Genomic DNA, 25,682 nt, shown 5'->3' on the forward strand with positions numbered 1-25,682 from the left:
TGCTGCGCCGAAATTGATTATTCCGGGCGAAGATGCTACATTCGTCCTTCCTCAATACCATAAAGGACAAGGATTTAGCATGGCTCAAAGGGAAAGCGCACCCGAAACTCCCGGCGCCTGGTATCGGCGCCTCCCCCTGGTGCTCGCGATCATCGCCCTGGTGACCGCAGCGGTATACCTGCCGGTGCTGCAAAACGGCTTCGTCGACTACGACGATCCCGACTACGTCACCGTCAATCCGATGGTGCGCCAGGGACTGACCCTGAAGGGGCTGGCGTGGGCGTTTACCGCCTTTCACGCCGGGAACTGGCATCCGCTGACCTGGCTTTCCCACATGCTGGACATCCAGCTCTTCGATCTCGCTGCGTCGGGACACCATGCGGTGAGCCTCCTTTTCCACATCGCCAACGCGCTTTTGCTGTGCCTGGTCTTGCGGGCCCTGACCGGTTCCACCGTCCGCAGCGCCTTCGTCGCGCTCCTTTTCGCGCTGCACCCGCTGCATGTCGAGTCGGTCGCCTGGGTGGCGGAGCGCAAGGACGTCCTCTCCACCTTCTTCTGGCTGGCGACGATGCTCGCCTACCTCTGGTATGTCGCCAAGCCGTCGCTTAAGCGTTACCTTGCCGTCGCTCTTCTCCTCGCCCTGGGGCTCCTGGCGAAGCAGATGCTGGTGACCCTTCCGGTGGTGCTGCTGCTCCTGGACTTCTGGCCCCTGGGGCGTCTCCGTCTGAAGGACGCCGGGGAAGGGATCCCGCTGCCGAAGCTCCTCCTGGAAAAGGCTCCGCTGCTGGGGATCGCCGGGGCCGCGGCGGCGGTCACCATCCTGGCCCAAAGCGCCGGAGGCGCGATTGCGGCGCGCCACGGCGGCTACGCCGGATCGGTCCTGGTCAACTGGGGCAACGCCCTCATCGCCTACCCGCGCTACCTGATCAAGATGGTCTGGCCGTTGGACCTCGCGATCTTCTATCCCCTGAACCCGGGGAGCGTCACCGCGGTCAAGGTTGCCGGCGCGGCGGTGGTCATCGCCGCCCTGACCGCAGGTGCGCTCTGGCAGCTGCGCCGCCGGCCCTACCTCGCCTTCGGCTGGTTCTGGTATCTCGTTACCCTGCTTCCGGTGGCCGGGTTCATCAAGGTGGGATCGCAGGCGATCGCCGACCGCTATACCTACGTCCCGCTGATCGGGATCTTCGTCGTCCTGGTCTGGGGGATCGCCGAAATCGCCGGACGCTGGACCCGCGGACCTCAGGCCGCCGTGGCGGCGGGAGTGGCGGTGCTCGCCCTTTGCTCCGCGCTTACGGTAACCCAGATCGGCTACTGGCGCACCCCGTACCAGCTCTACGATCACGCGTTGCAGGCGGTGCCGGACAACTGGCTGGCGCATAACAACATGGCGATCCTGCAGGCACAGCAGTACCGCTTCGACGAGGCGACCCGCCACTTCCAGGAGTCGCTGCGGATCAATCCCGACCAGGCCGAGGGGTACCTGAATTACGCCAACGTGCTGCAGGCAACCGGGCAGACCGGCCCGGCGCTCCAGGCCCTTCAGGAGTCGGTGCGGCTCAACCCCAGCGGGGCGCAAGGCCATTTCCGGCTCGGCTACGCCTACCTCATCGCCGGCAACCCCGACCTCGCCTACCGCGAGTACGAGCAGCTGCAGCAGTTGGACCAGGTGCAGGCCCGCAGCCTCCTCGACTCGATCCGCATGGCCGGGAGACGATGATGACGGTGAGCAGGGAGCATCTCTACCGGGTCCTCTTGATCGCCGTCGCGGTCCTCATCGCCTACGGCAACATCTTAAACCACCAGTTCGTCTGGGACGACACCTGGATCATCGTCGACAACCCGCGCCTGACGCACCTGGCCGACCTCCCATCCCTGTTCTTCACCGAGGACAAGATCGCCGGATCGACCGGCTACTACCGTCCGATCACCTACGTCTCCTTCCTGCTGGACCGCGTCCTCTGGGGGGGGAGCCCGATCGGCTTCAACCTCACCAACCTCCTGCTCCAGCTCGCCGCGGCGGTCCTTTTCTACCTGGTCGTCCTGGAACTTTTCAAAAAGCCGCGCTACGCCCTGGTCGCGGCGCTCATCTTCGCCCTGAACCCGATTGCCAACGAAACCGTCAATTTCCACTCCGGCGGGCGCAACACCCTGCTTTGCGCGGTCTTCACCCTGGCGACGGTGTGGCTCCACGCCCGCCGAAAGCCGGTCGGGGCGGCGGTTTGCTTCGCCCTGGCCATTCTCTGCAAGGAGTTCGGCCTGCTGGTGCCGGTCCTCCTTTTCCTGTACGACCGACTCATTGCCAGGGAAAAGGTGCGCTGGACGTATTACCTCGCCTACGCCGGGGCTATCGTCGGCTACTTCGTCCTCCGGAGCTCCGTGGTGCAGTCGGCAAACTTCCTGAAGCTGGCCAGCTTTTCCAACCTGGTGCTGCTCACGCCGCGCCTTTTGGTCCGCTACCTGGAGAACATGCTGTGGCCCCTGCGCCTGCAGACGATGTACGAGATTCCCGCCCCGGTTTTCGACGGCACCACGGCGCTCTGCCTGGCGGGGCTCGTCGTTTTCGCCGGCGCGGCACTCTGGTTCCGCAAGCGCCCGGAGATCGTCTTCGGGATCACCTGTTTCTTCCTGTTCATGGCTCCCGTTTCCGGGGTGCTCCCGCTCGGGGTCACCATGATGGCCGACCGCTATGCCTACTTCTCGGCCATGGGGATCGCCCTGGTCGTCGCCTACCTGATCGATCTGGCCCAGCCGAAGGTGGTGATCGCCGTTACCGCGGCGCTCTGCCTCTGGTTCGGCGCCACCGACCTCCAACGCAACGGCTATTGGCGCGACGAATTCGCCCTCTTCAACAAGATGATCGAGGACGTGCCGCAGCGTGCCGTCGGCTATTGGAACCTGGGGCTCAGCTATTACAATCGCGACGATTTCGACAATGCCGCCCGCTACTTCAACAAGGCCTGCTTTGGAACCAATGAGAACAACATCGAGCTGATCTGGCTGGGCGAGCTTTTCTGGGAGATGAGAAAGTACGACGACGCGATCCGGGTGACCCGGATGCGGATGGAGCAGGAGCCGCAGAACCCGCATCCGTACCTGATGCTGAGCCGCATCTACGGGGACATGGGAGATCGGGGGCAGGAGGCGGCCTTCCGGCAGCAGGCGCTGGCGCTCTTTGCCGGGACCGAGCAGGTGACCGCGGAGCGGGCCTCGGACGAGTGGCGCAAGGCGAAGCAGCTTGAGGCCGAAGGATCGCGTTTCTCCGCCAAGTACACCTATCAAAAGGCGCTCGGGATTGAGCCGAATTACGTTCCGGCCCTGGTGAGCCTGGGCGCGCTGGATCAGGAGCTCGGCAACCACGTTTCCGCGGAACGGTTTCTCTCCCGCGCGCTGCAGCTCGCCCCGAACGACGTCGAGGCGCAGCGGTGTCTGGCTAAGGTGAGGGAAGGCGGGGTCGGGGGGCCGGGGGCTGGGGGCGGGGGAAAAGGCCGGTAGGCTTTGCCGAGAGCGCCTACCTGGGTAGGAGTTCCGCAGGGGGCGCTTACCTGGTGGAAACTCCGTCGGGGGTGCTTACCCGGTGGGAGCGCCATTCCTGGCGCGAATCAACCCCATTTTTTCTCAAAAAACGCCATTTCTGCTGCTGCAACCAAGCATTCGCGCCAAGAATGGCGCTCCCACAGGTTCTAGCCGCCAGTTCAGCGGCGCGGTGCCGCAATCTTCTCCTCGATGGCGTCGGCGAGCGATGCCCAGGACATGCTTTTGCGGGTGAAGCGCTCGATGTTGCCGGCGAAATCCAGGTCCCGGTGCTCCAGAAACCAGCGGATTCCCTCCGCCAGGGCCTGCGGATCATTGGGCGCCACCAGCCGGCCGGAGCCGCCGTCGTCGATGTTGTCCCCGAAACCTCCCACCCGGGTGGCAAGGACCGGTTTTCCGTAACCGTACGCCGTCGCGATGATCCCCGAGGTCCGGCTCTTCTTGTAGGGAAGCACCACCACGTCCGCCCAGGAAAAATATTCTCCCATCTGCTGCTCCGGGATGTACCCCTCCACGATCTCCACCCGCTCTGCAATGCCCAGTTCCGCGACCTGCCTGCGGTACTGCTCCTCGTCCTTCCAGAATTCCCCCGCGATCTTCAACACCACGTCCCGATCCTCAAGCTGCGCCATGGCGTTCAGGAGCACGTCGAGCCCCTTGTAGGGGCGGACGAAGCCGAAAAAAAGAAGGTGCAGCTCGCGGTGCGGCTTGGCCGGCTTGGGGCTCGGGTAATCGAACAGGGGAAGGAGGTGCATGGCGACTCGGGCGCCGGGGTGGAACTGCAGGATCTCCTGCTTTTCCTGGGCCGAGTGCACGATCATGGACGGCGTCTGCCGCAGCACGCTCTTGGTGAGGAGCTTTTTGAGGAGGTTGTCTTCGTGCTCGAAGACGTTGATGCAGAGGAAGAGGACCTTGATCCCCCGGCGTTTCAGGGCGCGGAGGAGGTAGAGGTACATCGGCGCCCAGTAGACCACCCACCAGGGGAGAATGACGGCATCCGGGTTGAAGTCGGCGATGGCTGCGGCGGTGCGGCGCCAGGAGCGGGGATCGGCGGAGTCGAGGTCAAACGAGAGGTTGCGGAATTCCGCCTGGACGGAGGCGCGGTCGACGTCGGGATCGATCTGGGGCTTGCTGCCGTAGAGGAGGGGGGGGTACTGGCGGCGGTAGCTCAAGACCAGCAGGTCGTGCCGCTTTTCCAGCTCGCGGGCGAGCAGATAGCAGTATCTGGCGATGCCGCCCCGAAAGGGGGGCATCGGGCCGATCAGGCAGAGCCTCATAGAACCTCTTTTGCTTAAGTGGTAGCCGGCATCCGATCCGACGGATCCGACGCCGGCGAAAAACGAGATCAGCAGTCCTGGTCCTTGTTGCCGGTCATGATCTCCAACCGGCTCTTCCCGAGCTTGCCGAAGTTTTCCCGGTTGAGCAGGGCCAGATCCCTCAAGCGAATCCCGCGGTTCAGGCGCAGCGACCGCGCTATCGTGCAAACGCCGACTGCGGCGAGCAGCGCGACCCGGCTGGCGGCAAAACAGTTGGGAAGGTTCGCCCGGCAGCGGGCACTGCAGGTGTTGTAGACCCGGGTCAGCGGCGCCCAGCCGAAGTACTTCAGGGCAAGCCGTTCCGCCTCTTCGCAGTTGGCGATCAGGGTACGATCGCTCACCGTCTTGGACGTCTCGTGGAGCCGGTAGTTCGCCAGGGGCTTTGGGAGGTAGCGGCAGGGGAAACGGCGCGCGATCCGGACCCAAAGGTCGTAGTCCATGGCAAAGTGCAGCGTGGCGTCGAGCCCCCCGACCGCCAGAAACGCCTCCTTCCGGAAAAAGGCCGCCGGCTGGCAGATGAAATTGAACCAGGCGAGCTTGCCGTAGTCGTAGGACTGGGTCCGGTAGCGCCCGATGACCTCTCCCCGGGCGTCGCAGTACTGCGCGTCGCCATAGAGAAGCGCCGTGTCCCCCCCTTCCTCGAACCGTTCCGCAACGGCCTGCAGCGCGCCGGGGAGGTAGGTGTCGTCCGAATTCAGCCAGGCGAAGATATCCCCTTCGGCCATCCGGAATCCCTTGCCCAGGGCGTCGGTCTGCCCGGCATCCTTCTCGCTCAGCCACCGGTAGCGGATCTCTCGGCACCGGACCGGCCACTCACCTTGGTCCAGCCGCCGCTGGTACTCCCGGATCACCTCCACCGACCGGTCCGTCGACCCGCCGTCGACGATCAGGTAGTCGATGGCGAAATCCCCCGCCTGCCCGAGCACGCTCTCGATGGTTTCGGCAAGGAACTCCCCCTGGTTGTAGGAAGGGGTGACAATGGAAAAGGTAAGCTCGGCTTTCATGGCAGCGGTCACCGTAGCCCGATGAAGCGCTGCTCGGTGAGCTGTTCGAGCAGGGGGAAGTCGACCGCGGTGGTGAGGGCGAAGAGCGCCACCAGCAGGATGATCAATAGGGCGAGCCCCCGCTCGCGGTAGAGCTTCTCCGGGTTCTGCGCCGAGGACCCCGGCTTCATGGAAAGGGAGAGGTAGTGGGCGAACATGACGATGATCACCGGCATGAGCAGGATGTACTCCATCCGGTACTTGATGAGGAAGACGGCGAGGAAGAAGCTCGACAAAAGACCGTAGATGAAGCAGGAGACGGTGAGTGAGATCTCGGTGTAGCCGGCGAAACTGGCGCGGTAGCGGGTGAGCAGTTCCTTGCTGTGTGCGGCGACGATCTCACGGTATTCGGAGAGTCGCTTGGCCGCCATCAGGAAGGAGCCGGCCATCCAGTAGGTGAGGATGATGGAGCCGGGGGGGATGGTGAGCGGGTCCACCATCGCCCAGCCGATCACCAGGCGCAACGGGCTGTTGATCGACTCGGAGACGACGTCGAGGTAGGGCTGGTCCTTGGTCCGAAGCGGCGCGACGTTGTAGACCAGTCCCTGCAGGGCGAAGAGGGCGGCGACCAGGAAGGTCACCCGTCCGGCAGCAAACGCCGCGCCCAGTCCGGTGGCAACCAGGAGGAACCACTCGAACGCGACCACCGTGCCGGAAAGCTCGCACTGCACCGCGCGCCGCCGCGACTTGGTCGGGTGGAACTTGTCGAACTCCCGGTCCAGCCACTCGTTGATGACGTAGTTTGCCGAAGCGATGCCGACCGCCGTCACCACGCCCAAAAAGACGTTCAGCGCGAGGTGCTCGGTGTGGACGCCGCGCAAAAGCGCGGCCAAGACGATGCCGGGAACAATGAAGATCTGCTTGGTGACGTGGTCGAGGCGGGCAATGGCGAGGTAGTCGGCGACCTTGCCGGGCCGGGGGGGGGAAGCGGTCACGCTGTGATTGGCTGAGTCGTGAGGCACGGGTTTTCCTTCTCGGAAGGGGCGCGTCGGCGGTTCCCGATCCGCGCAAGCTCCGGAAACGATTCCCTTTGATACCATATCGGCCCGCGCTCATAAAGCTAAAACGTTCCCCCGCCCCGAACCGGTCCGGTGAACCGTGGTTTCAGGCGCCGAGGCTGCCTCGTGAAACGCAAGGTTTGCCCGGGCCGGTGCAGACGTTGCGTTTCGTCCCTCAACGCGTCCCCGCCAACTAAGAACTTCCCCCCTGGTTCGCCCCGGAAGCAGGAAACGGGGGGTGGTAAAGGGATAAATGCCTTTAATTGCCCGCGAATTTGTGCTATTTGTAGGCGTCTTTTATACATTAGCGGCCGCGGTGCCGACCGGTTGCGAAGGTTGGCCGGGCCGCGTCGAAGTCTTTCTACGCTGGGGGAGTTTTGGTAACCGACAGGACGTGGGTAGGGACCAGGGAGGCCGACACCGTTGCCGAGACGCAAAACAACGCTGCGGTGAATAACAGGTGGGTGTTGTGGATGGTCGCAGCTTTGCTGCTCATATTCACGGTCGCCGCCTACTCCCACATCGGTCATGACCGCTTCGTGCATATGGACGACGACAGCTACGTCGTCAACAATCCCTACGTAAACCACGGTCTCACTCCGGCCGGCATCGTCTGGGCCTTCACGACCGTCGACCAGGCCAACTGGCATCCCATTACCTGGCTCTCCCACATGTGCGACGTGCAGCTCTTCGGCCTCGCCCCGGGGGCGCACCACTTCACCAGCGTCGCCATTCACGCGGCCGCTTCCCTTCTCCTGCTCTTGCTCCTTTACCGGCTCACCGGCGCCGTCTGGCAAAGTGCCTTCGTCGCAGCTCTTTTCGCGCTGCACCCCATGCATGTGGAATCGGTCGCCTGGGCGGCGGAGCGCAAGGACGTGCTGAGTGCTTTCTTCTGCTTTCTGACCCTGCTCTTTTATACCGACTACGTCCGGGACCAGGACCGCTCCCGGTTTTACCTCGCCCTGGCGGCTTTCGTCCTGGGGCTGATGTCCAAGCCGATGCTGGTGACGCTCCCCCTGATGCTCCTTTTGCTCGACTACTGGCCGCTGGAGAGGACGCACGGCGCGCCGGAAAATACTTCCTTGAAGCGATGGTTCGGTCTCGTTTGGGAAAAGCTCCCGTTCCTGGCCTTAAGCTTCGTTTCGTGCCTGATCACCTTTTACGCCCAGGAGCGGGGTGGGGCGACCCGCAGTTTTGGCGAGATATCCGCGGTGCTGCGGCTGGAAAACGTGGTCGTTTCCTACGCGAAGTACCTGCTCAAGACGGTATGCCCTTTCGACCTCGCGGCGATGTACCCCTTCCCGTCGGCCATCCCGGCGTGGCAGGTGGTCGGCTCGCTTCTGCTGCTGCTGGCCATGACCGCGGCAGCGGTTTTGCTGCGGCGCCGTCTGCCGTTTCTTGCCATGGGATGGTTCTGGTTCCTGGTAACCCTGCTCCCGGTCATCGGGCTGATCCAGGTCGGCGAGCAGGCGATGGCGGATCGCTACAGCTACCTTCCTTCGGTCGGCCTCTTCATCGCCTTTACCTTCAGCGTCGCCGGCCTCTCCCGAAAGCTTCCCAACCGCCCCACGGTCCTTGGGGCCTGCGCCGGCATCCTGCTCGTCTTCTCCGCGGCGGCCACCTGGCGCCAGGTTGGGTTCTGGCACGACTCGGTGGTCCTTTTCCAACGCGCGAACCGGGTCACGCCGAACAGCTACGTCATCCACAAGTACCTGGGCTTAGCCTATGCCGATACCGACCTCGACGCCGCGATCCGCGAATACCGCGCCGCGCTGGCGCTCAATCCGCGGTATGCCGACGCCCACAACAACCTGGGACTCGCCTATGCGGCCAAGGGTGATCATGCCGCGGCGATTGCCGAGTACGACGCCGTGCTCCGGGAAATGCCCAGGCACATCCTGGCGCACCTGAACCGGGGGGCTTCCCTGGGCAACCTGGGACGCCTGGATGAGGCGATTGCCGAATTCGAGGCGGTGCTCCGGCTCGCTCCGGACTACGAGGACGCCCGGGCCAATCTCCAGCTCGCCCAGGAACAAAAGGCGCTCCGCGCGCCGGGGGGACGACGTTGAGCGCCATCGCCCTGCTCCTTCCCGTGGCCTGCTGCGCCGCGTTGCTGAGGGACCGTCTCCGCGAAGATTTCGTCAAGGGAGCGGTCGCCCTCGGACTCTTCGTCGTATTCGCCACCGAAATCCTGAGCCTTTTCAAGGCGATCGCGTTTGTCCCCGTGGTTTCCCTCTGGGTTCTCTTCCTGGCCGGGATCGTTGCCTGGCGCCGCAGCGCGAAAAGGGAGAGCCGCCCCTTCTTCATCCCGCAGACCACCATCGTCGAAAAGCTGACCTTTGCGCTGATCGCCGCGATCGTCGTCATCACCGGCGTCACCGCGGTGGTGGCCGCCCCCAACAACTTCGATTCCCTCACCTACCATCTCCCCCGGGTGATGCACTGGGTCCAGAATAGAAGCGTCGCCCACTATCCGACCAACTGCGACCGGCAACTGGTGCTCGCCCCGTTCTCCGAGTTCGGCATCCTGCAGCTGCAGGTCCTGGCCGGAAGCGACCGGTTCGCCAACTGCGTGCAGTGGTTCGCCATGATCGGGAGCGCGGTCGGGGTGTCGCTGATCGCGCGGGAGCTCAAAGGGAGCCGTACCGCGCAGTTCACCGCCGCCGCCCTCGCGGTCTCCCTGCCGATGGGGCTGCTCCAGGCAACCAGCACCCAGAACGACTACACCGTCACCCTCTGGATCGTCACCCTGATCTGGTTCATGCTCCGGGCCCGGGAGGATCACGGCCTGGCCAACGCCGCCGCGGTCGGCATGGCACTGGGGCTCGCGATCTTCACCAAGGGGACCGCTTACATGATTGCCGCCCCGCTCATGGCGGTCTACCTCTGGATCGTGCTGCGCCAGGGGGTGAAAGGCGCGCTCTTGAGCCTCGCGGTGGTTGCCGCCGCCGTCCTGCTGATCAATGCGGGCCACTTCGCCCGCAACGTCTCGGTCTACGGCAACCCCCTCTCTCCGGGGACCGGCAACGACATACTGTCCAAGAAGTTCACCCCCGCCGCGGTCGCCTCCGGGGTGACCAAGAACCTGGTATCCCAGCTCGGCGGGGAGCCGGCCGGGGTGAACCGCGTCCTTTACCTCGCCAACCGTGCCGTGCACGGGGTGCTCGGGGTGGACGCGAACGATCCGGCGCTTTCCTCCGACGAGTTCCTGGTGCTCCCGGCCCAGGTGAAATACCACGAGGACTACGCCCCCAACCCGCTGCACCTGCTGCTGATCATGGCGGCCGCGGCGGTGCTGGCGGTCGGCCGCAAGAAGCTGCCCGTCGAGGCGGTGCTCCTTTTCGGGGCCACCCTGGCCGGTTTCGTCATCCTGAGCGGCTGCCTCAAATGGACCCTCTACCTGAGCCGCTATTTCATCGCCTTTTTCGTGGTGATGGCACCCCTGGTGGCCGTGATCCTCGACGGCCCGAGGCAGCGCTCGGCGCTGGCCGGGGGGGCGCTCATCCTGCTTTTGCTGTCCTTCCCGGTGCTCACCTTCAACCAGATGCGCCCGCTGGTGGGGCCCCAGTCGGTCTTCAGCACCGATCGGATTGACCAGTACTTCAAGGCCCGCCCCGAGGCCAAACCGTACCTCGTTTCCCTGGTCGCAATGGCGCACGCGCAGCCCAACCATAACGTCGGTCTGATCAACCACGGCGGCAACGTCCTGGAATACCTCGTCTGGGTGCTCCTCAATGACGGGACGGGGACCTACCGGATCGAGCACCTGGACGTGGACAACGCGTCGGGAAAGATCAAGCTGGAAGGCTTCACCAGTTGGTACCCGATCGGTATCTGAGGTTCATGTGGCTCCGGAATCCTTTTCCATAGTCATACCTGCCTTCAATGAGGCGGAACGCCTCCCCCTCCACTTGGAGCAGATCGAGCGTTACTTCCGCGACGCGGGCACGGAGTACGAGATCATCGTGGTCGACGACGGGAGCACCGACGCGACCGCCGCGGTCCTGAGCGAACCGGCCCGGTGCAGCACGCGCCTCAGGCTGATCCGCCTTCCCGAGAACCGCGGCAAGGGACACGCCGTCAAAACGGGCATGCTGGCGGCCCGGGGGACCTTCAGGATCTTCACCGATGCCGACGGCTCCACGCCGATCGAGGAACTGCAGCGGCTTAAGGCCCGGCTTACCGGCGGGGTCGAGATCGCGATCGGTTCCCGGGCGCTGCGGGACCCGTCCCGGATGGTGCGGGGGACCCTGCACCGGAAGGTGATGGGCACCGTTTTCAACTGGATTGCGCGCTCGGTGACCTCTGCCGGTGTTGCCGACACCCAGTGCGGCTTCAAGCTCTTCACCGAACGAGCCGTGGCCGCCATTTTCCCGCTGCAGCGCATCGACGGTTTCGGGTTCGACGTCGAATTGCTCTTTTTGGCCCGCAAATACGGGTTCCCGATTGCCGAGGTCCCGGTGAACTGGACCAACGTCGCCGGGTCGAAGGTTCGGCTGATCCGGGACTCCTGGCGGATGTTCCTCGACGTGATGAGGGTGCGCGGTAATGACCTGCTCGGTAGGTACCGGTTGGGAAAACAAGGAAGGTGATGTGATGAACGCGACGACAACGGACGCCGGGACGACGCGGACCTGGTGCATCGTCGCCGCCCTTTTGTGGCTGGCGGTACTGGTGCTCCTCTTCGTCAACTGCGGCTCCAATCCCAACTTCTGGTTCGACGAAAGTGGGCAGTTCTGGATGAGCCGCGGCCAGACCCATTTCATGCCCCCCCTTACCCCGGACGGGACCCTGGCCGACGTCCTCCAGGCCAACCGTACCGCAAACAGCGACCCCGGCGGCTTCACCGTCCTTTTGCACTGGTGGCTCGCCGGCGGGAGCGCCCCCGCCTGGCTGCGCACCCTCCCTTTTCTCTTCTTCGTCGCGACCATGGCGGCCTTCGCCGCGCTGGCCCGTCTTTGGACCGGAAACCGCGGGCTCGCCCTCGCCGCCGGCTTGGTCCCCGCCGCAGTTCCGCTTCTCACCCGCTTCGCCTTCGAGCTGCGCGCCTACTCCATGGAGGCGTGCGGCGTGGCGGTGGTGCTGCTGCTTCTCTACCATGTCGGCCGGCGCCCGACCGTTGCCGGGTATCTTGGCCTCGGATGCGTCGCCGCCCTCTTTCTCACCTCCCGCTACAGCCTCATCTGCACCCTCGCCGCCGCGGCGGTGGTCGTTTGGTGGCAAAACGCCCAGCGCCCCTTGCGGCAGCGGGCCGCCTTTCTCGCGGCCTACGGCATCCCGGTCGCGGCAGCCTGCCTGGGGATCTACCTGGTCACCCTCGGGCATCCGCTCGCCCATCAGAAGCCGGAGCCGCCCGACTACGTACAGCTCTACATCCTCCACGGCAAGAGCCTGGGGGAGATCGCCGAGATCTTCGGGAAAGGGCTTGCCTCGACCTACCTCGGCTCGGTCCTCTTCGGCGCGACCTGGCTCTGGTGCCGGTTGCGGCGCGACGAGGAGAGCGGCTACCGCCTCTTTACCCCGCTGTTCATCATGGTGCTCCTGGTGAACGCGGCGTTCGCGCTCCTCTCCTTCGCGGGGAAGTATCCCTGGTGTCCCCAGCTGCGCTGGGGGATCAGCCTCGACCTCCTTGCTGCGGCAGGCATGTTCCCTACCGTCTTGATGCTCTGGAAGGGAAGCGCCCTGCGCCGGCAGGTTTCGGTCGGCCTTATCTCCCTGGTGGTCACGGTGGCGGCCGGCGCGGGCGCCCTGGCAGTGAGCGCCACCACCCGCCTTGATTCCGACGACCATATCTATGCGAACCTGATGGCGCTGGGGCCGGAGAAGCTTGCCGGCCGCCGCGTCTTCGTCGAGATTACTGCGCAGCCGTCGGTGCGGTACCTTTTCGAGTACGGGCCGCTGAAACAGTATGCCGACGGCATCTATCCCCGGAACTTCCAGTTCGAGGTGCCGGCGAATATGAACACGGCGGGGCTTCCCATCGATTATTTCCTGTCCCCCGGGACGATTCGGAAATCGGAATTCTCCCGGTGACGGGAGCCTGGGCATGAAATGGTAAAGGGGAAGAACTCGTGAACCTGGAAGGTCTCAAATACCTGGTGGTCGGTGCCGGCTTTTACGGTGCGGTGACCGCCGAGCGGATCGCCGCCGATCTCGGCGAGCGGGTGCTGGTCATCGACAAGCGCTCCCACGTCGGGGGGAACAGCTACTCCGAAAACGATCCGGCAACCGGCATTGAATGCCACGTCTACGGCTCCCACATCTTCCACACCTCCGATCCTGAGGTCTGGAGTTACCTCTGCCGTTTCGCCTCACTGAACCACTACCGCCACCAGGTCCTGACCCTTTTCGGGGACCGCGTCTTCCAGATGCCGATCAACCTGGCCACCATCAACGCCTTCTATGGGGTCAATCTCACGCCGGCTGAAGCGCGTGAATTCATCCGGCAGGAGATCGAGAAGGAGAGCATCTCCGCCCCGAAAAACCTGGAGGAGAAGGCGATCTCGCTGGTGGGGCGTCCCCTGTACGAGGCGTTCGTCAAGGGGTACACGGTGAAACAGTGGGAGACCGACCCGCGGCTTCTCCCGGCCGACATCATTACCCGGCTTCCCTTCCGCTTCGGTTACAAGAGCGACTACTTCAACGACCCGTGGCAAGGAATTCCGCTCGACGGTTACGCGCCGCTGTTTCGCCGCATGCTCGATCATCCCAATGTCGAGCTCAGGCTGGGAACGGATTTCTTCGCGGTGCGGGACCGGGTCCCGGCCGACTGCCGGGTCATCTTCACCGGCCCCATCGACCGTTTCTTCGACTACCGCTTCGGGCGGCTTGGGTGGCGTACCCTGCGCTTTGAGAAGGAGGTCTGCCCGGTGGGAGATTTCCAGGGGACCACGGTGATGAACTATGCTGACGCGGCGGTTCCTTACACCCGCATCCACGAGTTCCGCCACTATCACGAGGAGCGCGACTATCCGGAGGACCGCACCGTCATCTACCGCGAATATTCACGGACCGCCGCCGGGGAGGAAGAACCGTACTATCCCATTGGCACCGCGGCCGACCGCGAGATGCTGGAGCTGTACCAGGACGCGGCGCAAAAGCTCCCCAACGTGAGCTTCGGCGGACGGCTCGGCAACTATCGGTACCTGGATATGGACAAAGCGATTCAGGCGGCGTTGCAGACGTACCAGCGGGAAATCAAGGGAGCCGGGCCGAGGTAGGATCGGGGCTTGGTAAAACCAACGGGAAATCAAGGCGGCTTCGGTGGGAGCGCCATTGCATTCTGGGCGCAAACCGCCGGAGGCGGTACCCGTAGTCGATAGCGGCAGGAATGGCGCTTTCACAGGGCAGGACAGGGCTGGACCGGGAGGGATTGTTATGAGACATGAATTGGCGCTGGTGATGCCGGTTTACAACGAGGAGGAGTGCATCGAGCCGGTGGTTACTTCCTGGCGCAGCGAGTTCGTGAGCCTGGGCATCGACTTCGTCATGCTGGTGCTGAACGACGGCTCCAGAGACCGTACCGCCGAGGTGCTGGCCCGATTCGGGGACGATCCCCGGATCCGGGTGATCAACAAGGCGAACAGCGGTCACGGCCCGACCATCCTGCAGGGGTACCGCTTCGGCGTGGAGCTCGCCGAATGGGTCTTCCAGACCGACAGTGACGACGAGATGAAGCCGCAGCACTTCAAGGAGCTGTGGCTTCGCAGGAATCAATACGACGCCCTTTTCGGGTTCCGGCAGGGGCGGGAACAGAGCCTCGGGCGTTCCCTGATCAGCCTCGTTTCGCGCCGGGCGGTCGGGCTTCTCTTCGGCAGCGGGGTCGTCGACGTCAATACGCCGTACCGGCTGATCCGCTCCAGCCTCTTGCAAGAGATCGTTCGCGGCATCCCGGACGACACCTTCGCCCCCAACCTGGTCATCTCCGGCATGGTGGCCCGCAAGAAAAGCCGCATCTACAACCACCCGGTCCCGCACGAAGGGCGCCGGACCGGCAGCGTCTCGATCGTCCGCTGGAAGCTCTGGAAGGCGGCGCTGCGCTCGCTGTTGCAGACGGTGAAAATCAGCCGTTCCTGACCCCAGCTTGCTTTGCGACGCTCTCTCTGCGGTTTAAAACATCAGGAGCGGTGTACCTTGTATATCGTCAAATCGTAGGGTTGATGATCGAAACGCGGTACCGGCTCAAGTATCTTGATTTTGTGTTTCATGCTTCCGGCTACCAGAAAGTAATCTATTTTATTTGCCAGTAACTCCTTGGTGAGCTCCCGGTCGGAAATGCCGCTTTTGGCTTCACCGAAATATCTCGATTTCAAATAAAAAGCCAAGTCGAACATCAAATTCCAGTTTTCGTGCTCGCTGGCTATGTTGCAGCCATTCATTTTACAGCGGCATGAGAGGGTCTTGCTGAGCTGATATACCTGGTTTACACTATTTACGTGGTCGATATCCTTGTACATGCGGTATGCCGTCAGGCACAGCAACGACGAGTATAATGATATGAAGATTGCCCAGGTTTGAATCTGTTTCAATACGTGTTTGGACAATAAGTCAGTGAGAAGATATGCGCTGAGCACATACAGGATTATCACGTTTATCAGAACATATCTTTGCCCCTCGTAATACAAAGCGAAGTATCCCACCGGATAAAGTAGTAACGTATAAATGAGCAAGTAAATCTTCCGCTCGAAAACCTCCCTCAAACAAAAAAATTTGTACAGCAATACTACGAACGTGACAACAAAGATGTAGTTTGTCGCCAGTCCCGTGACATACCTCCTGACATTGTTGAGAACCAAATGCAGATAAAAGGTGAAATCGCCCGGCGACGCAAACGGGTTCCAGGCCGGGAACCTCATGTACGTTGGATCTTCGCAGACTGAAACGGCGGTGGCATTGGGCGGAGGTAAAAAACCATCGGTCAGCATCGGGGGGCCCAGTGAACCGGGCCGAACCAGTGACAGATTCACACTTCCGCCGGTCGCGACGGTCAGTTTGTGGTATTTGCTGCTCAGAAGAAAAATCCACCCACCGCAGAGCATGCCGAACACGATGATTCCACAGATGAACCTGGTAAGAATAATTCTTTTTTTATTCCGGTCCTTGGCTGAAGCCGTGCAGCAGATACCGACACTGGTGAAATGAAGTACAAAAAAGTAAAGATTGTAATTCTTAGCCAGGTAGGCAATGGCTCCCAGGATGCCTGCTTTTATTCCTGAAAGACTCTGGATCTTGCGGCCGCATGTACTGAGTTGATACAGATAATAGGTCAGTACGCATGCGCCAAGCAGGTCAGCTCCAACATCGTTTTGTGCATACCAGGCTATCACCGGGGCCAGTGAGAGCAGATACAGTATCTTGACCCGTGGAAGCACCTTTATTTCTTCGAGCAGGATCCCGATGCCCAAAAGGGACGCTAAACCGATGCAAAGGGACGCAATTCTAAAGGCGGTGGTGGGTTCCATATTGAAGTACAGGAGTGGAACCAGGAGCCATGATATCAAGGGTGACCAGTATCCGTTGACCGCATCCTTGAAATCGCCATCCAGATATTTTTGGGCGAGGGAAAGATAGCTGATGCCATCGGCGTCGATTTCATGCTGGTAGAACTTCATGAGAATCGCCGATACCACCAGATAGTGAAGAATCAGTACGAGATACCAGCCCGTTCGGTGACCTGCTGGGTTCCCGTCCTCAAGTGAAAGGCTCATTTTTTCCCCATCCCGTCCACAATGAGTGAACTGACCGGTGGAGGCACCGTTATACGGGCATCCACCGGTCAAATTGTTTGGCCCCTGGAGCGCCGTCGGGACCGCACCGGACCGTTCGAAAAGTGCTACCGCGAAAACTCTCCCTTCCGTATCTGTGTCGATGAAATGAAGTAGTCGAAGGGGCGGTTCCCCTCAACGAGGTTCGCCGGGATCTCGAACCGGAAGTTGGCCGGGTAGATCCCGTCGGCGTACTTTTGCAGCGGGCCGAACTCGTAGAGGTAACGCAGTGACGCCTGCGCCGGGCCTTCCACGAAGAGGTATTTGTCGCGTAGCGTTTCGGGCCCCAGGGCGAGGAGGTTTTCCAGGATCCGGTCCGAGGTGTAGAGGGTCGTGGTGGCGCTGTTGTAAAGCGCGACCGTGGCGCAGAAGAGGCCGGCGACGAACAGCGTCCTCGCCCGTGCCTTTTCGGAAAGTGCCGCGGCGCTGTAGACCATCCAGGCGACGGGGAACCAGGAAAGGATGGAGATGGTGTTCAGGGCAATTCCCCAGCGGGCCTGCGGACACCAGGGGTATTTCCCCAGCGCCGACAGCAGGAGAAACTCGGCGTTGAGCACGCCCGCCACCAGGAGGAAGGTAGTGAAGCGCTGGTACTGCGAACGCTTGTTTTTCCGGAAGGCGAAGCCGAGATAGACGGCCGCAAGGACGACGGTGCCGATTCCCCGGATCGAAAATAGACCGTCGGCGGCGATCCAGAGTTGGTCGACCACCGTCTTGCCGCGCATGATGAAGTCCTGCACGTAGGGGCCCGGATCTGCCTTTTGGTGGGATCCCGGATGCGCCAGGGTGATGAAATAGATCGCCGCGGAGCTGGCGAGAACGGGGAGGGCATAGGCCACGACCCGGGGCATTGCCTTGCGCAGGCCCAAGGGGCGCACCTGAAACAGGACGGCAAAACCCACCGCCACCGCCACGCAGATGAAGCTGTAGCGCCCGGTGAGAAACAGGGCCATCAGCCCCCCGAGGACCAGGTAACCGCCGACGCTCTTGCGCCGGGAGACGTACTCCAGGGTCAACACGGCCGCCGCAGTGCCGCACGTCTCCATGGAATAGGGGCGCAGTTCCAGGGCGTAACGGGTGAGCTGCGACCCGGCGGCGGGGAGCAGGCCCGCCGCGAGGCTCAGCGGGAGGTTTCCGGTCCAGAGGTAGGCCAGCGCGGCAAAGGCGGCCATCGTGCCGACGAAGAAGAGAAAGGAAAACGTGCGCAGCCATCCGGGCGAGGTACCTCCGGCCATCCACCCGTGGAGCCCCACGGTGTACCCACCGGGGTCCATGTTCGCGGTGCGGTTGGCCTGGAGCACCTCGGAAAGGGTGCCGGCGGGGGTGAGGGGAGGGGAGTAGTGGATCTGCCCGCGGCTCATCCAGAACTGCCCTGCTTCGTCGAACCAGAAGTTGGGGTTGGTCCCGCAGCGGGCATAGAGCATTACCAGCACCACGATCCAGAGTGCCATAACCAGCGCGGTCCAGATCGATCCGGAAGCAGTCTCAGTTCGCATCGTTATTCCTTTCCCACATGCATTGCATAGCACGGCCGCCGGCCCCCGGAAATCGGGGCGGCGCCGGGGCGACAACAGCGGGCCGACGGTGTCGGCACCCTTCGTTTCACTTGGCGGGGAGGATCGATCCGGCGCGGCAAACGCCTGAGACAACCGCGCCGGTAACGGTCTGGGATCTGACTGCATAATTCGTGCACATTCACCTTACGAAACGTGCACATTTGATAATCGCGCCGGATCAGCAGGTTATGGTGCAACCTTGCGAAAACTCAAGGTTCGCCCCCAAAGGGCGCGGTGATTTCACGGGATTCGGGACGATGAAATGTGCAAATGGCGGTGCCGGCTTGGGGGGGGCGGACCGGCGGGCCTGAGGGGGACGGTGCAGCGGTGGCACCCAGGAGCGGGGTACGGCAACCGTGGGGCGGGCCCGGGGAAAAGGGGGCTCGCTTTTTACCTGGCCGCGGCGGAGTCCTGCTTGCGAAGGTACATGCTCACTGAAGGGTCAGGGGCGGGGAGTTTGCGGTAACCGGTTTCCAGTATGTCTGCCACGAAGGGAGGCGGCTGGGGGTAGTCCCGGTTGGTCACGACGACCAGGCGCGGGCGGTTGGTGAAAAGGTCACGGCGGTACTGCTGCGCCATCACCGGTCCCAGCCGCGGCACGTCGAAAAGGGGAATCGTGTAGTGATAGCGGGAGCTGCTCTGGCGCCCGGAGCGGTAGTAGAGCTGGGAATCGTTACCCACCACGGCGATCCGGTCTCCCGGAGCGGTGTGCGTCTTGATGAAGGCAACGGTCCGCTCCAGCGCCGGCGCCGGGCGGTAGGCCTGGGCGACGAGCTCCCGCTGCAGGGCCAGCGGCCGCAGGGACAGCAGCAGCGCGGCCGCCAGTGCGACCCGCCGTCCGAGTTTCGGGGCCAAGGTGATCCGGTGCAGGACAAAGGCGAGGGCGATGTTGAGAAACGGCAGGATGATGATGGCGTAGTGCGCATAGTTGCGGCCGGAGAGGCCGCAGCTGACCACCAGGGTCAGCACGAGGCCCGCCAGAAGCGTCAGGTGGAGCGCCGGCCGGTCGCTCCCCCGGGTCGCCACGACCCAAACCGCGTAGAGGAAAAGGGGGAGGGTGGCCAGAGTGCGGTTGAGGTTGTGGATGGTGTAGTAGGTGCCGCGCGCCACCGAGGCGAGGGTGGGCGGGGCGTAGGACCGGTTGAAATCCCAATAGCAGGCTACGGCGTCGGAAAGGATGCCCTGGTGCAGGGCGTACCAGAGGAAGGGGATCAGGACCAGGACCGCCGCCAGCCCCGCCGCGAGCGCCGCCACGGCCAGCTCCCGGTAGCGCTGCCGGTACAGGAGGGTTCCTGCCGCCGCGCTGCCGAAAACGAGCCAGGGGACCACCAGGTTGGGCTGGAGCAGGAGAGTCAACGTGCCGCAGGCCGCAAGGCCCATGGTTGCCGCGGCGGAGAAGGGACTCCCCTGTTGGAGGCGGGTGGTCCAGACGTACAGGGAAACCGCCAGCAGCGGCAGGGTGTAGAACTGGGACCCACCCCCCGGCTCCAATGCGCAGAGCGCGCCCAGGGACAATATCACCGCGAGGAGGGCGGCAAACGGAGTAGTCAGCCGCCGGGCAGTGAAATACATGGCGGCGGCGGCCGTGGACAACGCGGCGAGCTCCACCATCCAGATGCCGATGGTATCCCGGTTGAAAAGGTAGAGGCCGGCGGCGTGCAGCAGATGGAGGAGCGGTCCCTTGTGGTCGAACAGGTCCCGGTAGATCAACTCCCCGTCGAGCATCCGTTGGGCGCAGTAGGTGTAGACCCCAGGGTCGTAGGGGGCGTCGCCGTTGGCAAAAGGGGCGAATGTCTCCTGCAGCAGGACGAGAATGCAGGTAACGGCGATGACGAGCAGGGGGACCCTAGAGCGCATCGGTCGGGCTCCCGGCCCTGCCCCATGAAAACCATTCCTTCATTTTCCCCGCCACCTTCAAGTACCACTCCTTCCGCATGCACGGCTTCTCGACCAGCGCGAACAGCGCGCATCCCACGCCAAGGACCGCGGGGAGCGCCGCCGCTGCGAGAACCACGAGCCGCACCCCGACCGGGAGCCCGGGCAACAGGCCGGCCCGCTCCAGAATGCGTCCGACGATGAAGATGACCGGGTAATGGTAGAGGTAGAGGGTGTAGCACATCCCGCCGACGATGTAGATTGCCGGCCTGCTGAAGAATCGGTTACTCCAGGTGCCGCGGAAGGCGCAGTAGTAGGCGAGGAACATCGGGGCGGCGACGAACAGGTTGCCGGTCTTCCCCTGGGCATGCAGGAGAAAAACGGCGGGCCAGGCGAGCGCCGAGACGAGGTCCCATCGGTACGACTTCACGATCCCGTCCCGCCACTCGCCGAGGTAGAGGTCGACCAGCAGGAACCCGGTCAGGAAAAAGTGGGCGGAGGCCACGATGGAAAGGGTGAGCCGTGGGGTGTCCGGCATCCGGTAGGAAATCACGGCAAACAACGCGATCAGCCCGAGCAGCAGCGAGCGGCGCGGCCACCGGGAGCGGATCAGGAAAACCGCCGCGATCAGCGGCGCCAGCACGTAGAACTGGAGTTCCACCTCCAGAGACCAGGCGACGAAGTTCACCGCGCTCATCTGGGCGTAGATCTGGGAGTGGAGATAGCCGAGGCTGGCCGCGAGGTGGGGGAGGAGTTCGCGATAACTGAGATGGATGACGGAGGCGGAAAAGGGGAATAGCAGCAGCAGGGAAAGGATGTAGGGGGGCTCCAGCCGGGTGAGGCGCCTGAGGTAATAGGAGCGGAGGGTGGGACGGGTTGCCTGTCCCAGGTACCCCCGGGCGAAGGGGAGCGCGATGATGAAGCCGCTGATGACGAAGAAGAGTTGGACCCCGAGGTCGCCGGTCATCAGCACCGCGGCCAGCGGGTCGGCATCCACCTCGGCAGGATTTTTGCGGGACACGAAGGTGTAGACGTGAAAAAGGACGACGGAGAAGATGGCGATGAAGCGCAGCCCGTCGATGACCGGGATGAACTGCCCCGAGCTCGTCTCGCGTGAGGCGTGGCGCACCAACCAGGCCGCCCACTTGCCTCTCGGTGCTGCCGCACGTTCTTGGGAGATTTTTCCCACCTTCCACCACCAGTGCCCGCATCGGGCATAAATAAAGGCGCAACCGGACCGACGGGGGCGGGCCGGTCGACAACGGAAGGGGAACCGGGTAAACGACAGGACCGTCCGATGGCGCCGGTTGGGCATCCATCGCAGGTGCAGCTACCCTTTCATGCAAAATTCGTGCGGATTTCGTGCACATTTCGTCCTCATTTGCAAGGGCGCGGCAGCATTGCGGTTTTTTTCTTCACCGGGGTTTTGACGGGCGGTACAGCGGGTGGGAGGACGGCGCTTTGGCGGCAGGATGTGGCAAAACGGCTGCTTCAAGCTGCCGGGGGAGTCGGAGGATCAGCCCTGGCGGCGGGAGAGGAGGCGCTGGTAGAGCGCCCGGTACCTCTGGGTCATCGTCGGGAGGGAAAAGGTCGCCAGGACCTTCTGGCGGGCCCGCTCGCCCAACTGCCGGCGCCGTTGTGGGTCGGCGAGCACCCAGCCGATTCCGGCGGCGAGATCGGCGGGGTCGTGGGCCCGGGCGAGATAGCCGTTCACCCTGTGATCGATGAGGTCGGGGACCCCACCCTGGTCGAAGGCCACGCACGGGGTGCCGCAGGCCATCGCCTCCATCACGGTGAAGGGGAGGTTTTCCTGAAGGGACGGCAGGACGAAGACATCGGCCGCCGCATAGAGCCGGGCCAGGGCAGCGTCCTCGTTCTGCCAGCCGACGTAATGGGCGGGAATGCCGAGGTCGGGACGCGGCTCGCCCGGCGCGCCGCCGAAGACGACTACCTCCATTGCGGCGGCCGGGGCGGCTGCGGCGAGCTGTTGCAGGGCCTGGGTCAGCAGGTGAAATCCCTTGTTGGCGTCGCTGGTTACCCCTTTGGCGCCAAACAGGACGAGCATCTTGTCTTGGGGGAGGGAGAGCTCGCGCCGGGCCTGCTCCTGGGGGACGGGACGGTAGCGTTCCACGTCGATGCCGTTGGGGATCACCTCCACCGGCGCATCGCGGAACAGGGAGCTGAGCCGGGCGCGCTCCGCCATCCACCGGCTCGGGGCGACCAGGGTGAGGTCCAACCCGTTCCAAGCCGCTTTCTTGCGCCGCAACACCGCGGCCGACAGGTCGTCCGGCTGCCGGGAGCAAAGAACGGGACAGGCCCCGCAGGCGTCGGCGTAACGGGTGCACTCCCCGGGGAGGTAGCACCCCCCGGTGAAAGGCCAGGAATCATGCATGGTCCAGACGATGGGGCGCCGGATTCGGGAAAGGGTTTCGATCCGCATCATGCGGGCCACCCAGTGGAGGTGGACGAGGTCCGGCGCGAATCGCTCGATCTGCGGGAGCAGGCGGTCGGGAAGGTATGCGGCGCAGAAGGGGCCGCGCAGCTTCGCGGGGCGGATGCCGAGGATGGCCTGTTCGATGGTGGGGCGGGCAAAGCCAAAGGCCCGGGCGAGCCGGTTGGCGGGACCGACCACGGCGGGGTCGGTTCCGAATTTGCGCTGCACGTAGAGGGCGCCATCCACCCCTTGCGCCCGCATCCCGTGCAGCAGGCGGAGTGCGGCTTTGGCCGCACCCCCTTCGTTATCGGCGCCGTTGAGGTAGAGAACCTTCATCTGGGTGGGCAACTCCGTCCGGTAGGATGATTCGGCCGGCAGCAGTTGCCCGACGGGAAACCGCGGACCCGTCTTGCCGAAGGAAACTGGCCAGTTATACAACTTTTGCCGAGCTGCTGTCTACCGATAGGAGCGGGAGGGGGGATTTTCGCGTTAATGCAGACCCAACTCGTGCATCACCTTCAAGGTGGCACGGTCGAACTTGCTGTAGAGGCTCCACCAGCGGGACCCCTTTTCTTTGGGCGAGGGCGGAGGCTGCAGCCGGAGGGCGCGGGTGTGGAACTTGCGCTCCAACTGGGCGATGAACCCCTCGAACAGGTCCAGGTCCGGGTTGGAGTAGCCCGGCGAACGGGCGAGAAAGATCCGCTTGGGAGAGAATTGCCGATCGAGGATCTGCGCGGTGAGCTGGCGTACCAGGTTGAGGTCGTAGTCGGCATGGGCGAGGCCGTCCCAGTCGATGTCGAGCTGCTCTTCCGGGAGGGGCCCCCCCCAGGATTCGAAGGTCTGCTCGACGTAGTCGATCGGTTGCCACTGCAACGACCGGCGGCGCCGGTAGGGGAGCGCGGTGAAGTCGGATTCGTATTTCACGCAGTGCACGTAGTCGTATTCCCGGCCGCCGAACTCGTCGTGCACCCAGCGGAGCTTGGTCACGATGCCGTTCATGATGGCATGGGAGAGGTAACTGCCGGAATCGTTGCGGTGCACGTAGGGGATGTGCTTGGTGACGAAGCGTGCCCTTCCGGATCGCCGGTCGATCAGCAGCCCGCGCATGTCACAGTGGAAATCGATGTGACAGACGGAGAGGTTGCGCTCCTTGCGCTCCAGCCACAGATCGTAGATTTGACTGTGTTCTTCGGCAATGACCAGCTCAGTCATCTTCTCGAATGCTCCTGGCGCGGCTCGGGATCGGGTCGCCCCGCGCGACGGCTGCAGTGCGGAGGGGGTCGCCCTGATTGAGGCACGCTGCGGGTTACTGGGGTGACGGGGGTACCGAAAGGGCCGGTCCGCGGTGCTGCTTGCGGTGGCGATGGTGCTGCGAGGCGCAGTGTGGAGAGGAAATGTGGAGATAACGTGAAAGGACTGAGGATTCAGTGGGGAAACAATGAGGAAGAAATTAGGACGGAGGGGGGTGATTCGGTAGGGTGGGTGCGGCAAGAAGCCGGTGCTGGCGGTCGGTTATGGCGGGATTACCTGGTCCAAAATGCCCGCAGCCGTGGCACAAACTCCGCCAAATGCCAGTTCCGGACCAGGTGGCGCGGCACCTGGTAAGGATCGGTCCAGCGGTGTGCTTGGCCGGGGAAGTTGGACGCGACCTTGCGGAAGCCGGCCTCCCGGCAAAGCGCGATGCTGTCCCGGTTGTAGTGGCAGCGTCTGCCGTAGGGATAGGAGAAAACGGAGACCTCACCGCCGAGCCATTGCTCCAACTGGCGTTTCGAGGCGAGGATCTCCTCGCGCTGGGCGGGCTCGCTCAGCGCGGAGAGCCGGGAGTGGGTGACCGTGTGGGCGCCGATGGTGACCAGGCGGTTCGCCGCAAAGCGGCGCAGCTCCTCTACGGTAAGGGGGCGGTGCCGGTCGTCGCACCCCGGGACCGTGGCGCTCCAGCGGCGGATTTCGGTGCGGATCTCTTCCCGGTGCCCGGTCGGGGCCGCCACCAGATAGGGCACCAGTTCGCCGTAGAGCCGCTCCCGCTCTGCCGCCGTGCGGGTCGGCCAGAACCCCTTCCCCACGCCCGGGAGAGTCAGTTCTCCCGGGAGCTCCCGGTGTTCGACGAGGATGCGGTGCAGCTCATCCCACCAGAAGCCGCCGGTTGTTGCGATGGGACCGGTGCTCACGAAAAAGGTGGCCGGGACCTGGAACTCATCCAGGATGGGAAGCGCTTCCAGGAGGTTGTCGGCATAGCCGTCATCGAAGGTGATGCAGACCGCCGGCTTGGACACCGCATCCCAATCTTCCTCGAAACGCACGATCGGGAAATGCTCGGCAAGGTAGCCCAGGTGGGCGCGGAAATTTTCCGGGGTGACGGCCAAAAGCTCGGGATCTTCAGGGAGGGTGGTGACCCGGTGGTAGAGGAGCACGAGCACCGGGGGATCGATGCGGTTGAGCACGGTCTTGATCGGGGTGAACACGGCCCTGCGTGCCAAGCCCAGGATTGCGCCGGCGCGTGGGGTCATGGCTGCGTTTGGTTGCGGTAGATGAAGAACCGCAGCGGGTGATGGTCGAATTCCCGGATTTTGAAGAAGTGGGCGCCGGCGATGACCTCATCGTGGAACTCGGGGTTGAAGTAGATGACGGTCGCCGGCCGGGGGCGGCGCGCCAGCGAGGCGCAGATGTTGTCCATGACCGCGCGCATCACAGCGCCGGGGAACGGGCTGAAAAAATAGAAGTAGTTGAAGTCGTCGAGGTCGGTGAAGTCGGCGGCGTCGGCCACCACCATCTCGACATTGGCGATGCCGAGCTTGGCGACGTTGTTTCGGGCAACCGCCACCAGCTCCGGCGCAATCTCCACCCCGAGGATCCGGGCGAAGGGATAGCGGGAAAGGGTGATCAGCGCCCCCCCCTTGCCGGAGCCGAAATCGATGACCGCGTCCCGGGCGGTGATCCCCAGCGCCCTCAGGACCCGGTGCAGGTGCAGACCGCCGGAGTTCGCGTAGTAGTGGCACCGGTCCTCGGGGAGCTGCAACTCGTCGAGGTAGGTGTTCCTCAGGTCGATCTTCTGCCGGTGGATCCGGATGCGGAGGATGAACTCGCTCCACTCTCCGCAGGCAAGAAGGGACAAGGCGTTTTTGGCATCGAGCAGCATGCTCATCGGGTTACTCCAGGATTCGGCAT

The 25,682-nt window shown here is 63.6% G+C and carries 19 protein-coding genes; 8 read left to right on the plus strand and 11 right to left on the minus strand.

Going from position 1 to position 25,682, the window contains the following annotated elements:
* Positions 1-79: 79 nt before the first annotated feature.
* Positions 80-1,717 (plus strand): tetratricopeptide repeat protein, encoded by a 1,638-nt coding sequence (locus JFN93_RS21500; RefSeq protein WP_199386210.1) that lies wholly within the window; start codon positions 80-82, stop codon positions 1,715-1,717.
* Positions 1,717-3,492 carry a glycosyltransferase 87 family protein gene (locus tag JFN93_RS21505; protein WP_199386211.1) on the plus strand — a complete coding sequence of 592 codons (1,776 nt, stop codon included), beginning with the start codon at positions 1,717-1,719 and terminating at the stop codon, positions 3,490-3,492. Before JFN93_RS21500 ends, JFN93_RS21505 begins: the two co-directional genes overlap by 1 nt.
* Positions 3,493-3,692: 200 nt before the next feature.
* On the opposite strand, the gene JFN93_RS21510 is transcribed toward JFN93_RS21505, so the two are convergent.
* The 3 genes from JFN93_RS21510 to JFN93_RS21520 form a co-directional block, all read right to left on the minus strand.
* Positions 3,693-4,808, minus strand: coding sequence for a glycosyltransferase (locus JFN93_RS21510; protein ID WP_199386213.1), 1,116 nt, complete (start codon positions 4,806-4,808; stop codon positions 3,693-3,695).
* A 68-nt stretch (positions 4,809-4,876) separates the two neighbouring features.
* Positions 4,877-5,851: a glycosyltransferase family 2 protein gene (locus JFN93_RS21515; RefSeq protein ID WP_199386215.1), complete on the minus strand. Its 975-nt coding sequence runs from the start codon at positions 5,849-5,851 to the stop codon at positions 4,877-4,879.
* An 8-nt stretch (positions 5,852-5,859) separates the two neighbouring features.
* Positions 5,860-6,852: a UbiA family prenyltransferase gene (locus JFN93_RS21520; RefSeq protein ID WP_199386217.1), complete on the minus strand. Its 993-nt coding sequence runs from the start codon at positions 6,850-6,852 to the stop codon at positions 5,860-5,862.
* 509 nt (positions 6,853-7,361) lie between these two features.
* Here JFN93_RS21520 and JFN93_RS21525 point away from each other — a divergent pair.
* The 6 genes from JFN93_RS21525 (at position 7,362) to JFN93_RS21550 (ending at position 14,964) form a co-directional block, all read left to right on the plus strand.
* A complete protein-coding gene (locus tag JFN93_RS21525; protein ID WP_199386219.1) occupies positions 7,362-8,957 on the plus strand; it encodes a tetratricopeptide repeat protein in 1,596 nt (531 codons plus the stop codon).
* Positions 8,954-10,726 (plus strand): ArnT family glycosyltransferase, encoded by a 1,773-nt coding sequence (locus JFN93_RS21530; protein ID WP_199386220.1) that lies wholly within the window; start codon positions 8,954-8,956, stop codon positions 10,724-10,726. The genes JFN93_RS21525 and JFN93_RS21530 overlap by 4 nt, the downstream gene beginning before the upstream one ends.
* A gap of 7 nt (positions 10,727-10,733) precedes the next feature.
* A complete protein-coding gene (locus JFN93_RS21535) occupies positions 10,734-11,480 on the plus strand; it encodes a dolichyl-phosphate beta-glucosyltransferase (protein WP_328754552.1) in 747 nt (248 codons plus the stop codon).
* Positions 11,437-12,921 (plus strand): glycosyltransferase family 39 protein, encoded by a 1,485-nt coding sequence (locus tag JFN93_RS21540; RefSeq protein ID WP_199386224.1) that lies wholly within the window; start codon positions 11,437-11,439, stop codon positions 12,919-12,921. The genes JFN93_RS21535 and JFN93_RS21540 overlap by 44 nt, the downstream gene beginning before the upstream one ends.
* Positions 12,922-12,959: 38 nt before the next feature.
* A complete protein-coding gene (gene glf / locus JFN93_RS21545) occupies positions 12,960-14,108 on the plus strand; it encodes a UDP-galactopyranose mutase (RefSeq protein WP_199386226.1) in 1,149 nt (382 codons plus the stop codon).
* A gap of 157 nt (positions 14,109-14,265) precedes the next feature.
* Positions 14,266-14,964, plus strand: coding sequence for a glycosyltransferase family 2 protein (locus JFN93_RS21550; protein ID WP_199386228.1), 699 nt, complete (start codon positions 14,266-14,268; stop codon positions 14,962-14,964).
* A 41-nt stretch (positions 14,965-15,005) separates the two neighbouring features.
* Here JFN93_RS21550 and JFN93_RS21555 read toward each other — a convergent pair whose 3' ends face one another.
* The 8 genes from JFN93_RS21555 to JFN93_RS21590 all read right to left on the minus strand — a co-directional run bounded on the left by JFN93_RS21555 (position 15,006) and on the right by JFN93_RS21590 (position 25,659).
* Positions 15,006-16,595 (minus strand): hypothetical protein, encoded by a 1,590-nt coding sequence (locus tag JFN93_RS21555; RefSeq protein ID WP_199386230.1) that lies wholly within the window; start codon positions 16,593-16,595, stop codon positions 15,006-15,008.
* A 125-nt stretch (positions 16,596-16,720) separates the two neighbouring features.
* Positions 16,721-18,148 (minus strand): hypothetical protein, encoded by a 1,428-nt coding sequence (locus JFN93_RS21560; RefSeq protein WP_199386232.1) that lies wholly within the window; start codon positions 18,146-18,148, stop codon positions 16,721-16,723.
* Between the two features lie 450 nt (positions 18,149-18,598).
* On the minus strand, positions 18,599-20,065 hold the full coding sequence (locus tag JFN93_RS21565) for a hypothetical protein (RefSeq protein WP_199386234.1): 1,467 nt from the start codon (positions 20,063-20,065) through the stop codon (positions 18,599-18,601).
* Positions 20,055-21,272 carry an acyltransferase family protein gene (locus JFN93_RS21570; protein WP_199386236.1) on the minus strand — a complete coding sequence of 406 codons (1,218 nt, stop codon included), beginning with the start codon at positions 21,270-21,272 and terminating at the stop codon, positions 20,055-20,057. The genes JFN93_RS21565 and JFN93_RS21570 overlap by 11 nt, the downstream gene beginning before the upstream one ends.
* Before the next feature lie 327 nt (positions 21,273-21,599).
* Entirely contained in the window at positions 21,600-22,853 is a 1,254-nt protein-coding gene (locus JFN93_RS21575) for a glycosyltransferase family 4 protein (protein WP_199386238.1), read from the minus strand.
* A gap of 153 nt (positions 22,854-23,006) precedes the next feature.
* Positions 23,007-23,729, minus strand: a complete 723-nt coding sequence (locus tag JFN93_RS21580) for a hypothetical protein (RefSeq protein WP_199386240.1) — start codon at positions 23,727-23,729, stop codon at positions 23,007-23,009.
* A gap of 311 nt (positions 23,730-24,040) precedes the next feature.
* Positions 24,041-24,994: a polysaccharide deacetylase family protein gene (locus JFN93_RS21585; RefSeq protein ID WP_199386248.1), complete on the minus strand. Its 954-nt coding sequence runs from the start codon at positions 24,992-24,994 to the stop codon at positions 24,041-24,043.
* 26 nt (positions 24,995-25,020) lie between these two features.
* A complete protein-coding gene (locus JFN93_RS21590; RefSeq protein WP_199386250.1) occupies positions 25,021-25,659 on the minus strand; it encodes a class I SAM-dependent methyltransferase in 639 nt (212 codons plus the stop codon).
* Positions 25,660-25,682: the final 23 nt, after the last annotated feature.

The organism is Geomesophilobacter sediminis, assembly GCF_016458275.1.
GTDB classification, from domain to species: domain Bacteria; phylum Desulfobacterota; class Desulfuromonadia; order Geobacterales; family Geobacteraceae; genus Geomesophilobacter; species Geomesophilobacter sediminis.

Bases quoted from the DNA above. Each gene is read 5' to 3' on its own strand.
- JFN93_RS21500 (WP_199386210.1), top strand. From the start codon at position 80: ATGGCTCAAAGGGAAAGCGCACCCGAAACTCCCGGCGCCTGGTATCGG.
- JFN93_RS21505 (WP_199386211.1), top strand. From the start codon at position 1,717: ATGACGGTGAGCAGGGAGCATCTCTACCGGGTCCTCTTGATCGCCGTC.
- JFN93_RS21510 (WP_199386213.1), bottom strand. From the start codon at position 4,808: ATGAGGCTCTGCCTGATCGGCCCGATGCCCCCCTTTCGGGGCGGCATC.
- JFN93_RS21515 (WP_199386215.1), bottom strand. From the start codon at position 5,851: ATGAAAGCCGAGCTTACCTTTTCCATTGTCACCCCTTCCTACAACCAG.
- JFN93_RS21525 (WP_199386219.1), top strand. From the start codon at position 7,362: ATGGTCGCAGCTTTGCTGCTCATATTCACGGTCGCCGCCTACTCCCAC.
- JFN93_RS21540 (WP_199386224.1), top strand. From the start codon at position 11,437: ATGACCTGCTCGGTAGGTACCGGTTGGGAAAACAAGGAAGGTGATGTG.
- JFN93_RS21550 (WP_199386228.1), top strand. From the start codon at position 14,266: ATGAGACATGAATTGGCGCTGGTGATGCCGGTTTACAACGAGGAGGAG.
- JFN93_RS21555 (WP_199386230.1), bottom strand. From the start codon at position 16,595: ATGAGCCTTTCACTTGAGGACGGGAACCCAGCAGGTCACCGAACGGGC.
- JFN93_RS21560 (WP_199386232.1), bottom strand. From the start codon at position 18,148: ATGCGAACTGAGACTGCTTCCGGATCGATCTGGACCGCGCTGGTTATG.
- JFN93_RS21565 (WP_199386234.1), bottom strand. From the start codon at position 20,065: ATGCGCTCTAGGGTCCCCCTGCTCGTCATCGCCGTTACCTGCATTCTC.
- JFN93_RS21575 (WP_199386238.1), bottom strand. From the start codon at position 22,853: ATGAAGGTTCTCTACCTCAACGGCGCCGATAACGAAGGGGGTGCGGCC.
- JFN93_RS21580 (WP_199386240.1), bottom strand. From the start codon at position 23,729: ATGACTGAGCTGGTCATTGCCGAAGAACACAGTCAAATCTACGATCTG.
- JFN93_RS21590 (WP_199386250.1), bottom strand. From the start codon at position 25,659: ATGAGCATGCTGCTCGATGCCAAAAACGCCTTGTCCCTTCTTGCCTGC.